This window comes from Phyllobacterium myrsinacearum (assembly GCF_002980555.1).
In the GTDB taxonomy this organism is placed as follows: domain Bacteria; phylum Pseudomonadota; class Alphaproteobacteria; order Rhizobiales; family Rhizobiaceae; genus Phyllobacterium; species Phyllobacterium myrsinacearum.
This window is the reverse complement of sequence record NZ_PVBT01000008.1, coordinates 204,367-218,361: the sequence shown is the minus strand read 5'-3', so window position 1 is coordinate 218,361 and position 13,995 is coordinate 204,367. Positions and strand designations below refer to the sequence as shown.

The 13,995-nt window shown below is 62.7% G+C and carries 10 protein-coding genes and 1 riboswitch; of the genes, 1 reads left to right on the top strand and 9 read right to left on the bottom strand.

Annotation, left to right across the window (positions count from 1 at the left end; genetic code table 11):
- Positions 1–57 precede the first annotated feature (57 nt).
- The 9 genes from C5750_RS23030 to C5750_RS22990 all read right to left on the bottom strand — a co-directional run bounded on the left by C5750_RS23030 (position 58) and on the right by C5750_RS22990 (position 13,115).
- On the bottom strand, positions 58–846 hold the full coding sequence (locus tag C5750_RS23030) for an ABC transporter ATP-binding protein (protein WP_105737157.1): 789 nt from the start codon (positions 844–846) through the stop codon (positions 58–60).
- Positions 843–1,649, bottom strand: a complete 807-nt coding sequence (locus C5750_RS23025; RefSeq protein WP_105737155.1) for an ABC transporter ATP-binding protein — start codon at positions 1,647–1,649, stop codon at positions 843–845. Before C5750_RS23025 ends, C5750_RS23030 begins: the two co-directional genes overlap by 4 nt.
- The gene (locus tag C5750_RS23020; RefSeq protein ID WP_105737153.1) at positions 1,646–2,464 is read right to left on the bottom strand and encodes an ABC transporter permease; all 819 of its coding nucleotides are present in this window, start codon (positions 2,462–2,464) and stop codon (positions 1,646–1,648) included. Before C5750_RS23020 ends, C5750_RS23025 begins: the two co-directional genes overlap by 4 nt.
- Positions 2,461–3,441: an ABC transporter permease gene (locus C5750_RS23015; RefSeq protein ID WP_105737151.1), complete on the bottom strand. Its 981-nt coding sequence runs from the start codon at positions 3,439–3,441 to the stop codon at positions 2,461–2,463. The genes C5750_RS23020 and C5750_RS23015 overlap by 4 nt, the downstream gene beginning before the upstream one ends.
- Positions 3,442–3,561: 120 nt before the next feature.
- Positions 3,562–5,178, bottom strand: a complete 1,617-nt coding sequence (locus C5750_RS23010; protein ID WP_105737149.1) for an ABC transporter substrate-binding protein — start codon at positions 5,176–5,178, stop codon at positions 3,562–3,564.
- A 13-nt stretch (positions 5,179–5,191) separates the two neighbouring features.
- Positions 5,192–6,313 (bottom strand): pyridoxamine--pyruvate transaminase, encoded by a 1,122-nt coding sequence (gene ppaT, locus C5750_RS23005; protein ID WP_245421216.1) that lies wholly within the window; start codon positions 6,311–6,313, stop codon positions 5,192–5,194.
- Positions 6,314–6,450: 137 nt separating this feature from the next.
- Positions 6,451–7,329: a transglutaminase family protein gene (locus C5750_RS23000; protein ID WP_105737147.1), complete on the bottom strand. Its 879-nt coding sequence runs from the start codon at positions 7,327–7,329 to the stop codon at positions 6,451–6,453.
- 11 nt (positions 7,330–7,340) lie between these two features.
- Entirely contained in the window at positions 7,341–9,737 is a 2,397-nt protein-coding gene (locus tag C5750_RS22995; RefSeq protein WP_105737361.1) for a circularly permuted type 2 ATP-grasp protein, read from the bottom strand.
- A gap of 57 nt (positions 9,738–9,794) precedes the next feature.
- Positions 9,795–13,115, bottom strand: a complete 3,321-nt coding sequence (locus C5750_RS22990) for a transglutaminase family protein (RefSeq protein ID WP_105737145.1) — start codon at positions 13,113–13,115, stop codon at positions 9,795–9,797.
- 156 nt (positions 13,116–13,271) lie between these two features.
- Positions 13,272–13,484, top strand: a riboswitch (cobalamin riboswitch).
- Positions 13,485–13,590: 106 nt separating this feature from the next.
- Between C5750_RS22990 and C5750_RS22985 the strand changes: the two genes are divergently transcribed.
- A complete protein-coding gene (locus C5750_RS22985) occupies positions 13,591–13,953 on the top strand; it encodes a DUF1636 family protein (protein WP_105737143.1) in 363 nt (120 codons plus the stop codon).
- Positions 13,954–13,995: the final 42 nt, after the last annotated feature.

The window sequence follows — 13,995 nt, the reverse complement described above, 5'->3', positions numbered from 1 at the left end:
GCCGTCTGCGATGTCTGGGCGCGGATTTTTATTGCCGGAACGGCCACCACCGGAGTGTCAACTGGCGGAAACCTGCAGTCTGGGCACGGCATCGATCAGAACCCGGGTTGCTTCGGCCTGCGGGGCAGCGAGAATCCGCTCGGTCTCGCCGCTTTCGACAATCCGGCCCTCGTCCAGCACGATCATGCGGTCGGCCACGGCCCGGACCACGGCAAGATCGTGGGAAATAAAGAGATAGGACACACCGGTTTCCTCTTGCAGGTCGAGCAGGAGATTGAGGATTTGCGCCCGCACCGAAACATCGAGCGCCGACACCGGCTCGTCCAGAACAATCAGGTCGGGCCGGGTGGCGATCGCCCGGGCAATGGCAATGCGCTGGCGCTGGCCGCCGGACAGTTCCAGCGGGCTGCGCTGCATCAGATCGGGGCTCAACCCCACCCGTTCGAGCGCGGCGGCGATAACTTGGCCATAGCTGTCCCGCGGGGCCAGATCGTGCAACCGCAGCGGATCTTCCAGAATGCGCCGGACCGTGGCGCGCGGATTGAATGCCGCCAGCGGATCCTGAAACACCATCTGGAATCTCGGGCGCAGCAGCCGCAGGGCTTCGCCGCGCAGGGCCGTGATATCGTGCCCGCACAGGTGGATTGATCCCGCATCCGGCTTGCCCAGCCGCATGATGAGGCGGGCGAGCGTCGTCTTGCCCGATCCCGATGCACCGACCAGTGCCAGCGTTTCACCGCGTTTCACGGTCAACCGGATATCTTTCAGTCCCGATGCATTGCGGTCGCCAAAGCGCCTGGCAACATCCTTTACATCCAGGACAGTGGCGTTGTCGGTTTCACTCATGGCAGGTTCAGGCTGTCGGGGTTGATCTCGGCAAGCCGCTTTTGCCGCGGCGTGTCCAGTGACAGGTGCGCGCCGATCAGCGCCTTGGTATAGGGATGCGCGGGTTGGCCAAGAACATCGGCTGCGGCGCCCTGTTCGACGAGTTGTCCTTTGTAGAGAACGGCGATCTGGTCGGCGCGTTCGGATGCCAGCGCGATATCATGGGTGACGAACAGCAGCGTCAGCCCGTCCTCGCGCACCAGCTCATCCAGCAGGTTGACGATATGGCGCTGCACCACCGTATCGAGCGCACTGGTCAACTCATCGGCGATGACAAGCGACGGATTGGCCGCCAGCGCCAATGCGAGGGCGATGCGCTGGCGCTGGCCGCCGGAGAACTCGTGCGGATAGCTGTTGAGGCGCGACAGGGCCTTTGGAATGCGCACCCGGTCCATCAGATCGGCGGCACGCACCCGTGCGGCGATCCAGCTGGTGTCCTCATGCGCCCGGATAACCTCGGCAATCTGGTCGCCGACCCTCATGACCGGATCAAGGCTGCCGCCCGGATCCTGGAACACCACGCCGATATCCCGGCCAAGACGCGGCCGTGCCGATGCACCGGGAAAGACGATCGAGCCGGTCTGGCGGGCCTGTTTTGGCAGAAGCCCCGCAATGGCCATGGCCAGGGTGGATTTGCCCGAGCCGCTTTCACCGATCAAAGCCAGCCGCCCTCCTCGCGCAAGGTCGAGCGAGACATCCGCCAGTGCCACGGTCTTGCCGTAGGTAACGCCGACATTCTCCACGCGCAGCAACGGTTCACTCATGGCTGGAGAAACCTTTCACTGCGCGACAGGCCGCGCCCGATCAGATGCACGCTGAGAACCGTGACCACCAGCGCCAGTCCCGGCACGATGGAAAGATAAGGCGCTGCACGCAGCACGGTGCGCCCTTCGGCAATCATGCTGCCCCAGGTCACCCGGTTCGGATCGCCGAAACCGAGGAACGACAGGGCGGCTTCGATGAGGATGGCCGCAGCCACGGAAATGGCAGCCAGCGAGGCGGCGGGACCAAAGGCATTGGGCAATATTTCCCGGAAGGCTATCTCCAGCGGCCGCATGCCGAGCGTGCGGGCGGCGGCCACGAAATCGCGCTCGCGCAGGGAAAGCACCTCCGCGCGGGTGACACGCGCCGCCTGCGTCCAGGTGCCGAGGCTGATGGCCAGAATGAGGGTCGGGACACTCGGCCCGGTCACGCTGATTGTGGCCAGCGCCAGCAGAAAACCTGGAACCGTCTGGAATGCCTCGGTGATCCGCATCAGCACGGCATCGGCAATGCCGCCGAGAAACCCTGCCAGCGTGCCGACCAGACTGCCGATGACGAGCGCTGCCGCAGCCGAGAAGAACGCCACCAGCAGCGTCGTGCGCGTGCCGTAGAGAAGTTCCGACAGCACATCGCGGCCAAGACGGTCAGTCCCCAGCCAATGCGCCTGCGATGCAAAAGGCCGAGCCAAGGGTTCGCCGACGATGGCGAGCGGATCGCCCGGCACGATCCAGGGGGCGAGCAAAGCCATGAGAACCAGCGCCAGAAGCAGCACCAGCCCGGCACGCCCTTCAAGGTTGAGACGCCGCCAGACGCTCATCGGCCGACCCTCACGCGCGGATCGAGCCTGCCATAGGCCAGATCGACCAGCAGGTTGGCGATAATCACCGTGACGGCACTGCACAGGATGACACCCAGCAGCAGCGGCGTGTCACGCCGCGAGACAGCCTCCGCCGCCAGCCGCCCGAACCCTGGAATGGCAAAAACGCTTTCGACCACCACACTGCCACCCAGCATGACCGCCGCCTGCAGGCCGAGCATGGTGATGACAGGCAGGACCGCATTGCGCGCCACGTGCCGCCAGACGATGCGGCCACGGCTGAGGCCGCGCGCCTTCAGGCCGGTGACGAAGGGATCGCGCCAGACCTCGCTCATGCGGTCGCGCATCAGGCGCAGATAAAGCGCGAGGTAAACCATGGCGAGCGAGGCGACCGGCAGCACCAGATGCGCGGCGATATCCGTCATGCGTGCCCATCCGCTCTTGCCGGATGCGATAGTCTCGATGCCGCCGACCGGCAGCCAGCGCAGATCGACAGCAAAAATCACAATCAGCACCAGCCCCAGCCAGAAGCCGGGAACGGCATACAGCGCCAGCGAACCGATGGACAGGAACCGGTCGCGCAGGGAACCGGGTTTCGCACCGGCGATGACGCCGAGCAGCGAACCGAGGAAGAAGGCAAGTGCCGTGGCAACGCCCATCAGCAGCAGCGTCACCGGCAACCGTTCGGCGATCACCGACAATACAGGGCGCTGAAACGCCGTCGACCAGCCGAGATCGCCATGGCCGAGTGCCGAGACATAGGCGATGAAACGATGGGATGGCCCCTGATCGAGGCCCCATGCCTGACGCAACTGCGCCAGTTGGCCGGCATCCATGCCGCCGGAACGGGCCACGTAGGAATCCACCGCGTCACCGGATGCCGCCTCCAGCAGCAGAAAGCTGCCGACGAGCACAACGGCCAGAACCGGAATCGCACCCAAAAGGCGTTTCAGGAAAAAGAATGCAAGAGGCGGCAAGAAAGGCTCCGACAGGTCATATTAATGGGTCTGGACCCTAGAGCCAATAATGCCGGAAGACAAACGGGTTTGTGTTCAGGAGGGAAGATGCGGCTTTATGCCAAGAGCAAGTCCGCCGCCCTACCCCTTCAGCCAGATATTCGCCCAGTTGGACACCGCCCAGCGTGGATTGTCCGACACATTCTGCACCGTATCGCGCGCAACCGTGATGAACGAGAACTCGGCCACATTGATCAGCGGCAGATCCTCAGCCACCACCTTCTGCAACTGCTTGTAGAGGCCAGCGCGCTTGTCGCTATCCACGGTGGAAGCGGCATCCTTGATCAGCCTGTCCACATCCGCATTGGCATAGCCGTACTGGTTGGAGAACGGCACACCGGCGGGCAGCCCGCTTTCGAACAGGATCGTCGTGGAGATCGCCGGATCGGAACGGTAGACCGGCGTAGCCACGGTGATATCGAAATCATGGTCCGTATAGACCGCTTTCAGATGGGCGGGTGTATCGTTGCTGACCACCTGCGCATCGATGCCCACCTTGGCCAGCGCCTGGCGCAGATAGTCGCCGAACTGCTTGGTTTCATTGAAGAATGGTGCGGGCAGGAGTTTCAGCGTGAAACGATTGCCGTCGGCGCCTCGCTTGTAGCCTGCGGCGTCTAGCAGCGCTTCCGCCTTGGCCGGATCGAAGGCATTGGCAGCCACATCTGGCTCGTAGAACGTCTTGTCATAGGCGGGAACCGGTCCCGTCGACGGCTTGGCATAGCCGAGGAAGATCGTCTTGACGACAAAATCCCGGTCGATCGCATGGGCAAGCGCCTGACGCACCCGCGGATCAGCCAGTTCCTTGCGGCGGTGGTTGATCTCGACGATGAGCTGGTAGGTCAGCCCTTCATAGCCATTGGCGTAGACCTTCAGGCCCGGCACCTTGGAGATGCGGGCGAGATCGGCAAGCGGCACGGCGGAAAAGGCGGCAAGCTGGATCTGTTCGGCCTCCAGCGCATTGCCGGCGGAGGAACGGTCGGGCAGGATCTGGTAGACGATTTCATCCAGCAGCGGCTGATCCTTCTGCCAGTACGCCTCATTGCGCTTCAGCAGGTAATATTCGCCCGGCTTGTGTTCGCCGAATTTGAACGGGCCGGTGCCAACCAGTGCTTCATTGGCCGGATTCTTGGCGATATCGGTGCCTTCATAGAGGTGTTTTGGTACGACGGAGGTCACCACCGGCAGCGCATTGCGGATGAGCTGGAACGGCGTCGGCTGCGAGAATTTGAAGACGGCCGTGTGGTCATCCGGCGTTTCGACGCTCTCGAGATTCTTGAAGACAACGCGGCCAAGATTCTGCAGCTTCTTCCACACTTCCAGCGCGGAGAAGGCGACATCGGCCGAAGTGAACGGCTTGCCGTCGTGCCATGTCACGCCTTCGCGCAGTTTGAACGTTGCGGTCAGGCCATCGGCCGAGCCTTCCCATGCGGTGGCCAGGCGCGGCGACAGGCCGTCCTTGCCGTCATAGGACTGTTCGGCCAGCGGCTCGACAATTTTGCTGGCGACAAAGAACACGCCATTGGAGGCAACGATGGCAGGATTGAGATTGGCCGGTTCGCTGTCCCCGGCGACGATCAGACGCCCGCCTTTGACAGGCGTTTCCCCCTGCGCCCAGCCAAGACCCGGCATGGCGGTCAGCGCGGCGGCGCTGGCGGTCAGATTGAGAAAGGCGCGGCGGTTCAACAGGATACGGGACATGCTTGCGATCCTCTTATGCATAGGTTTGGCCGAGGGGGCGGGACAGAATCTGGCTGAGAGCGGCAATGGTGGCGCGGGCAAAATCGGGTTTGGCGGACGCGCCCATATGCCCGACGCGCAGCAGCTTGCCCGATGTATCGGCACGGCCGAGCGACAGGAGGATGCCGTGCTCGTCGCGCAACCGGTCGCGCAGAGCGGTATCGCTGAAACCATCGGGCAGCTTGAAAGCGGTGGCTGTCGGCGCGCAGTATTCCAGCTTTTTCGGCCAGAGTTCCAGACCGAGATCCAGCAGGCCGTTGCGGGTGATTTCAGCCGTTTCCGCATGGCGGGCCCAGACGTTTTCGGCGCCCTCGGCGGCATAGAGGTCAAGTGCCGCGTCGAGCGCATAGATTTCCGCAATGGACGGCGTCACCGGAAAAGGCTTGTCGGGCTCCGAAGCGCCTTTCCAGCCCAAAAGGCTGAGGAACGAGCCGCGTGGCGCGTCCGGATTGGCCTCGATCTTGGCCCAGGCCCGATCGCTCACCCCGATGAGGCTGAGACCCGGCGTGCTGCCCAGGCATTTCGATGGCGAGGTGATGAAGATGTCGGCATGCGCCTCCTGCGGATGGGCATCCAGTCCGCCGAAGGACGACACCGCGTCGACGATGAGATAGGCGCCGTGTTCGGCAACGGCGGCGCCAATCTCCCGCAGCGGATTGAGCGTGCCGGACGGCGTGTCGTGATGGCAAAGCGAGACAATTTTGATATCCGGGCGCTGGCGCAGCGCCGCACGCACCGCCTGCGGGTCGATGATATCATCATAGGGCACGGCAAGTTCGACGACCTCCTTGCCATAGCGCGCGGCCCAGCCGGCAAATCCCTTGCCATAGACACCGGAGACAAGGTTCAGAACCACATCGTCACGGGCAATCAGCGCGGCAGCGGCTGCTTCGATACCGAGAATGGCCTCCCCCTGCATGATAACAGGCGCCGTGTCCTGCCGCAGCGCCAGCCGCAGCTTTTCGATCACCTCGGCATAGAAGGCCTGGAAGGCGGGATGATAGTCATAAAGAACAGGCTTTCCGAGCGCGGCAAGCACTTGCGGATAGGCGGGAACCGGACCTGTGGTCAGCATCAGCGGTGGAATGGGGAGCATGGATCGCACTTCGAAATTTCATCCCATTCACCGGCGCAAATGGCACTTGAAGCAGACCATATTCTCCCGTTTGCCGGAAACCAAGAAAAACTATTCCAATAATGGTGACGCGAAGGACAAAAGCGCTGTCAATCCGTTTACTCCAGCGGGATCACATCCACCGATTGCTTCGCTTCCTGGGAACCGCTGGTTTTCAGCACCCCGACGATGGGCGAGACATCGGCATAATCCCGGCCGTAACCGACGGTGATATGGTCATTGCCTGCCATCATCGCATTGGTGGGATCGAACTCCTGCCAGCCCGCCTCGCGCCCGCACCAGACGCGCACCCAGGCATGCATGGCATCGGCACCTTCCAGCCGCTCCTTGCCGGGTGGCGGGATAGTGCGCAGGAAACCGCTGACATAGCCTGCCGGAATACCGATGCCGCGCAGGCCCGCAATCATGATGTGGCTGAAATCCTGACAGACCCCGGCCCGCAGCGCGAATGCCTCCCGCGCCGTGGTACGCACATTGGTGGCGTCGGAATCATAGGTGAAATCCGCGTGGATGCGGTTGCACAGATCACCCGCTGCCTCCATGACGGTCCGCGTCCTGCCAAGGCTCGCGGCGGCATAGGCTGTCATGTCAGCATCGATGCCCGCATGGGCGCTGGATGTCAGAAAGTGATGCGGCGCGTCGGACGCCACTGACCAGACGCCGCGTATTTCCCGAGTCAGACCGGAAAGATCAGGGGAAACGTCAAGCATGGTCTGCGGCCGCGCCACGTTGATGCGGGCCGTCATCGTCACGTCGAGGGTTTCATGCGGGTTGCGGTAGACGATGGAGGTCACCGTATTGGCGAAGAAATCGGTAAAGTCCGAGCGCTCCGTCGCCGCAGGATCAAAGGACAGGCTGGAGGCAACCACGCGCTGGATGCCCGGAAGCGTCTGTGGCATCACCCGGATATGATGGCGGCCGCCCGCTGCGGAACGTTCATAGTCGTAATGCAGATGGAGGCGGATATTGTAAAGCATTCCGCGTTTCCTCAGGCAAAATACAGATCGGAGATGGTATCGGACAAGGCGCCGATTTCATTGGCGAGACCGTCAAGCGTATCTGCCGTCAGTTCGCTCGATTCCATGATGGCAAGCTGTGTGTGCAGACGCAGCACATCCTTGGAAAAGGCGGGCATATGTGCCCCTGCCTCGCGCTGCGGCAAGAGGCTGAACTCGGTTTTGAGCGCATCAAGCTGAAAAATGATCGAGCGCGGATTGAGCGGATCGAGTGCAAGCAGGTCGAGCACGCTGAGGCGGCCGGAATAGACGCTGTACTGCCTGCGGTGTGTCATGACGCTGTCGCCGATCTCGAGCAGCATTTCCAGCGCGCCCTCCGGCGCCTCGTGCCGCGACAGGTTCGCCAGGATGCGCGCCATCTGGATGCCGCGCTCCAGCCTGCGGCCGATTTCAAGAAAACGCCAGCCGGTGAAACGATACATATTCTCGTGCACCAGACCGGAGAACCCGGCAAGCTTGCGCAGGATGATGGTCATGGCGCGGGTGCCGTCATCGCCCTGCGACACCACCCCCTGAAACCGGTGGACCGTCTTCGACAGATCGCGCAGGGCCAGCCAGCCATCGGGCGAAAAACGGTCGCGGATGCGGCCGGCACTGAGCATCGCGCCATCGATGGAGCGCAAGAGGCCGTTCGGAATGGCCTCGTCCAGATCAATCCCGAGGGGTTTGAGATGATCGCGCATTTCCGTCAGAAGCGGCAATTCCGCATTGGCCGTCTCGGCATAGCGGGCATGGCAGGCCCGCAGGATGCGCGCCGTGGCTTCGGCGCGCTCGATGTAACGCCCCATCCACATCAGATTTTCCGCCGCACGGCTCGGCAGCGTGCCCGGCACATTGCGGCGGAAGGCGTCGTCCTCGCGCGGCAGCAGCGTGTCCCGGCGCACGGGCGCCGAACTGGTGATCCATACATCCGCCGCCTGCCCGCCGCGCTGCATGGCGATTGCCGCCGTATCGAGCGTGAAACCGACGCGGGCAAAACCGCCCGGCATGAAACTCCAGCCATCGCCATGGCGCGCCGCAAAGACGCGCAGGACAAAGGGACGCGGCTCCAGCCTGCCCTCCACATAGACCGGCGTTGTCGACAGTTTGACGGCCTCCTGCCCGACCAGTCCGCGCCCGTCGATCTTGAGCCTCTGTAACAGGGCCTGGCGCGCCGCATCGTCCAGCGCCGCCCCCAGAACCGTCGCCTGCACGTCTTCGAACGGCAGCCGCGTCGACAATGCCGGACCGACCATCATCTGGTCGAGCCGGTCCATGACGTGCTGGCGCTCCTTCTCCTGGCCGCACCACCAGGTGGCGATGCTGGGCAGGGCGAGATCACGGTCGTGCAGGGCTTTCGAGATGGCGGGAAGGAAGGCCAAAAGCGCACGGGTTTCGAGAATGCCCGATCCCAGCGCATTGACCAGCGAGACGGAGCGCTGGCGCAGCGCGCCGACCATGCCGGGCGTGCCGATCCATGAATCCGGTTTCAGCTCCAGCGGGTCCATATAGGCGGCATCCATGCGCCGCCACAGAACGTCGATGGGTTTGAGACCCGACACAGTGCGCACCATGACCCGGCCCTTGCTCACGGTCAGGTCGTCGCCTTCCAGAAGCATGATGCCGAGATAACGGGCGATATAGGCGTGTTCGAAATAGGTTTCGTTGTTCGGCCCGGGCGTGAGAATAGCCGCGCGCCCTGCGGGATCATGGATCAGGCCCTGCAGGGAATCACGGAAATCCTTGAAGAAACCGGCAAGGCGATGAACGTTCATCGCGCCGGAAATATCCGAAAGGGCGCGGGTGGTGGCAACGCGGTTTTCCAGGGCAAACCCGGCACCCGAGGGCGCCTGCGTGCGGTCGCCCAGCACCCACCACTGGCCATTGGGCGCGCGTCCAAGTTCGAAAGCGCAGAAATGCAGAAAATGCCCGCTGGCCGGCTTGATGCCGGCGACGGGATGCAGGAACTCCGGGTTTGAGGCAATCAGATCAGGCGGCAGCACGCCGTCGCGCACCAGCCGGTTATCGCCATAGACATCGGCAACGACAGCCTCAAGGAGATCGGCACGCTGGGCCAGCCCCGTGGTGATGGCGCGCCAGTCATCTTCGTTGATCAGAAGGGGAACATGGGCGAGCGGCCATTCGCGCTCCTGCGTGCCGGTCTCGTCATAGACGCGGTAAAACACGCCCGCATCGTGCAGATACTGGTTGGCGCGGGCAAAGCGGGTGGCGAGTTTTTCGGGGCCGAGCGTGTCGAGCGAGCGCAGCAGTCTTTCCCAGCCGGGCCGCACAACCCCGCTCGGATCGATCATCTCGTCCGCCACGCCCTGCAGCGGCCTGTAGCCGGCTAGGAGACCGGAGAGTGGCCGTGATTTGCTCACCTGGGACATTGGCTGCAATACCCCCCTCTGGGCTGTGAAATCTCTCTTTGCATCAATCCCACAATCTCAATGCCTCGGCCTTCTCAGATCAAGGGTCATCGGAAATTCGCCCGATGGCTGTTCCCTGCGCAATTCATATCCGCCGGCCGTATGGCCACGCGGCTCGAAACGCGCCAGCCGGCGCGCCTCCGCCTCGTTCGAATTGACCGGAAACGTATCATAGCTACGCCCGCCGGGGTGTGCGACATGATAGACGCAACCGCCGATCGCCCGCTGCGACCACTGGTCGTAAATGTCGAAAACCAGCGGCGTGTTGACCGGGATCATCGGATGCAGGCCGGAGCGTGGCTGCCACGCCTTGTAGCGCACGCCTGCAACCGCCGTGCCCTGGCTGCCTGTCATCGCCAGAGGCACCTCGCGCCCGTTGCAGGCCACGCTGTAGCGGGCAGGATTGAAACCGTCGACCTTGACCTGAAGCCGTTCCACCGAGGAATCGACAAAGCGCACCGTGCCGCCGATGGCGCCCTGCTCGCCCATCACATGCCACGGCTCCAGCGCCTGCCGGATTTCCAGCTTCACGCCCTCATTCTCGATTTCCCCGCAGAAGGGGAAGCGGAACTCCAGCTGGGCCTCGAACCATTCCGGCCGGAAATCAAACCCGTGCTCGCGCAAATCAGCGAGAACATCGAGGAAATCCTGCCAGACATAGGCCGGCAGCATGAAGCGGTCATGCAGCGCCGTGCCCCAGCGCACGAAACTGCCCTGTATCGGATTGTTCCAGAACCGGGCAATCAGCGCGCGGATCAGCAATTGCTGGGCAAGGCTCATGCGCGCATTGGGCGGCATCTCGAAACCGCGAAACTCGACCAGGCCGAGCCTGCCGGTCGGACCGTCGGGCGAAAACAGCTTGTCGATGCAGATTTCCGAACGGTGCGTGTTGCCGGTGACATCCACCAGCAGATTACGGAACAGCCTGTCCACCAGCCAGGGCAAGGGCGGCGTGCCTTCGCCTGGGCGCGGCACCTGCGAAAGCGCAATCTCCAGCTCGTAGAGACTGTCGTGCCGCGCCTCGTCGATGCGCGGCGCCTGGCTCGTCGGCCCGATGAACAGGCCGGAGAAGAGGTAAGACAGCGAGGGATGGCGCTGCCAGTGCAGGACGAGACTTTTCAAGAGATCAGGACGGCGCAGGAACGGGCTGTTGGCCGGTGTTTCACCGCCGACCACCACGTGGTTGCCGCCGCCGGTGCCCGTATGGCGGCCGTCGATCATGAATTTATCGGCACCGAGGCGTGTCTGGCGGGCTTCCTCATAGATTGCCGTCGTTGTGTCTACACAGTCGCGCCAGTTGGCAGCCGGATGGATATTGACCTCGATTACACCGGGATCGGGTGCAACGCGGATGACATTGATACGATGATCCTGCGGCGGGCTGTAGCCCTCGATGTGGACCGGCAGTCCGAGCTTGTGCGCCGCGGCTTCCGCCGCCGCAACCAGTTCCAGATAATCCTCGAGCGCCTCCACCGGCGGCATGAACACGCTGAGGCGCCCGTCCCGCGGCTCGACCGATATGGCGGTGCGCACGGCCCCGCCGATTTCCCCCAGTTCCTGCTCCACCCGCTCCTGCTGGTTGCCTTCATCAGCGGTGAAAGAGGCAACCGCAAGGATGTTCTCGCGCACCTGCGGTGCCGGGTCCGGCAGCACGCCGCGATCCACCGACGGGTCGACCGGCACGATATAGGGATATTCCGAAGCCGGAACATGCGGCAGGGCGCCGAGCGGCAGGCGGTATCCGACGGGCGAATCCCCCGGCACCAGAAACAGCTTGCCGCGCCGGGTCTTCCATTTCTCGCTGCGCCAGCGCGGGCCGGAGGCCTGGCTGTTCCAGCGCTGGACCGGCAGGACAAAACCGCTTGGCTCGGTCAGGCCCCGCTCGAAAACCCGGGCGATGCGGCTGCGTTCCTCCGGGTCTTTCAGCTTCGAGTTGGACGGATCGACATTATCGGGAAGATTGCCCTCCTTGACGATCCATTCCGCCGGGTCTTCATAGGCAGGCGCCACCATCTCCTGTTCAACGCCCAGCTCCTGCGCCAACGCGACAAGGAGTTTCCCGGCATCTTCCGGCTTGACGTCAGCCTTGCTGTTTTCCGGAGCGATCAGGTCGGGATTGACCCAGATCGGCTTGCCGTCCTTGCGCCAGTAGAGTGAGAACGTCCAGCGCGGCAGGCTCTCGCCCGGATACCATTTGCCCTGCCCGTAATGCAGAAACCCGCCCGGCGCAAAACGCTCGCGCAGTCGCCGGATCAGCCTGTCGGCTTTTTCCCGCTTGGTCGGCCCAACGGCATCGGTGTTCCATTCGCCCGATTCGAAATCATCGATGGACACGAAGGTGGGCTCGCCGCCCATGGTCAGGCGCACATCCCTCTCGTTCAGGATCGCGTCGACCTGTTCGCCGAGCGCATCGAGCGCAGTCCAGGATTCGTCGGAAAACGGCCTGGTGATGCGCGGGTGCTCGGACACGCGCGTCACGCGCATATCGAAACCGAATTCCACATTGGCAAATTCCGCCATGCCGGAAATCGGTGCCGCATTGCGGTAATGCGGGGTGGCAGCAAGCGGCACGTGGCTCTCGCCGGTCAAAAGCCCGGAGGTGGGGTCGAGGCCAATCCAGCCTGCCCCCGGCAGGTAGACTTCGCACCAGGCATGCAAATCGGTGAAATCCTTGTCGGTGCCGGCGGGACCATCGATGGCGACGAGATCGGGTTTCAGCTGGATGAGATAGCCGGAGACGAACCGCGCGGCAAAACCGAGATTGCGCAGGACCTGCACCAGCAGCCAGCTTGAATCCCGGCACGATCCCGCGCGCAGGTTCAAGGTGGTGTCCGGCTCCTGAACACCGGTTTCCATGCGGATGACATAGCCGATCTCACGCTGGATGCGCGCGTTGAGATCGACGATGAAATTCACCGTGTTCGCCGGGCTGTGATCGATGGTTGCAAGGAAAGCTGAAACCAGAGGTCCGGCCGGTTCCGGTTTGATATAGATCGACAGGTCGTCGCTGATCTCTTCGGGATAGCTGAAGGGCCATGTCTCGGCGACGGGTTCAACGAAGAAATCGAATGGATTGTAGACAGTCATGTCAGCGACGAGATCGACCTCGATCTTCAGCTCCGTCACCGGCTCGGGAAAGACAAAGCGGGCGAGGAAATTGCCGTAGGGATCCTGCTGCAGGTTGACGAAGTGATTGGCCGGACTGACTTTCAGGGAATGGCTGAGAACTTTGGTCCGGGAATGGGGCGCCGGCTGGAGCCGGATAATCTGTGGCCCGAGCATGATGGGCCGGTCATATCTGTAATGCGTCAGATGATAGACTGCTGCGTGAATTGCCATGTCGCCTCAAAAATCTGATTCAAAAAAAGCCGTGTTCCCACAAATGCTCCCAGCACTCTAACGCGTTACCGGCCAATTGAAATCTTTCATTTGCCAAAAATTTTGGCAGCTTCAAAAATTGCCGCATAAACATGCTTGCAACTGCGCGGCGGGCCGCATAGCATCCGCGCCGATGGTTTCTTCCGCAAGACAACGCGGGAGATGAAAAGGGAACACGGTGAGGCGTACCCAAAAGGGACCGAGACCGTGGCTGCCCCCGCAACTGTAAGCGGCGAGCGATGCCTGACATGCCACTGACCGAAAGGCCGGGAAGGCAAGGCGAAGCTGAGACCCGCGAGCCAGGAGACCTGCCATCACATCTGTAATTCGAACCGGACGGGGTGTGCCGGGAGCGATGCGATGTCCTCTCCCGCCTTGTCGCGATGGTGCATTGGCCGCGTTCCCCTGACCTTTGTCCACAAGGCAAAGCACCGGCATGACCACGCCAAGTCCTGATCACCAGATTATCGTCTGCACCCTGTGCAAGGCTGCCGATGGCCTGTCACGGCCGGGGCAGGACCTTGCCGCAAGGCTGCAGGCCGAACTCGATGGCAAGCTCGGCTACGAGGTGCATGGCGTTGCCTGCATGGCCGGTTGCGAACATCCCTGTACCGTCGCCTTCCGGGGGCCCGGCAAGGCGCAGTACCTCTTCGGCGACATCGATCCCGCCACGAACTTTGCCGATCTTCTGGACTTCGCCCGGATGTATCACACGCTCACCGATGGCTGGTCCAAGGCATCGCAGCGCCCGCAGGGCCTTTGGGACAAGACCCTCGCACGCATTCCGGCGCACCTATGACACATCAGGCATTGACCAATGTTATAACGTTACTGTACGAGA

Bases quoted from the DNA above. Each gene is read 5' to 3' on its own strand.
- ppaT (WP_245421216.1), bottom strand. From the start codon at position 6,313: ATGCTCCCCATTCCACCGCTGATGCTGACCACAGGTCCGGTTCCCGCC.
- C5750_RS23030 (WP_105737157.1), bottom strand. From the start codon at position 846: ATGAGTGAAACCGACAACGCCACTGTCCTGGATGTAAAGGATGTTGCC.
- C5750_RS22990 (WP_105737145.1), bottom strand. From the start codon at position 13,115: ATGGCAATTCACGCAGCAGTCTATCATCTGACGCATTACAGATATGAC.
- C5750_RS23000 (WP_105737147.1), bottom strand. From the start codon at position 7,329: ATGCTTTACAATATCCGCCTCCATCTGCATTACGACTATGAACGTTCC.
- C5750_RS23025 (WP_105737155.1), bottom strand. From the start codon at position 1,649: ATGAGTGAACCGTTGCTGCGCGTGGAGAATGTCGGCGTTACCTACGGC.
- C5750_RS23010 (WP_105737149.1), bottom strand. From the start codon at position 5,178: ATGTCCCGTATCCTGTTGAACCGCCGCGCCTTTCTCAATCTGACCGCC.
- C5750_RS22985 (WP_105737143.1), top strand. From the start codon at position 13,591: ATGACCACGCCAAGTCCTGATCACCAGATTATCGTCTGCACCCTGTGC.
- C5750_RS23020 (WP_105737153.1), bottom strand. From the start codon at position 2,464: ATGAGCGTCTGGCGGCGTCTCAACCTTGAAGGGCGTGCCGGGCTGGTG.
- C5750_RS22995 (WP_105737361.1), bottom strand. From the start codon at position 9,737: ATGTCCCAGGTGAGCAAATCACGGCCACTCTCCGGTCTCCTAGCCGGC.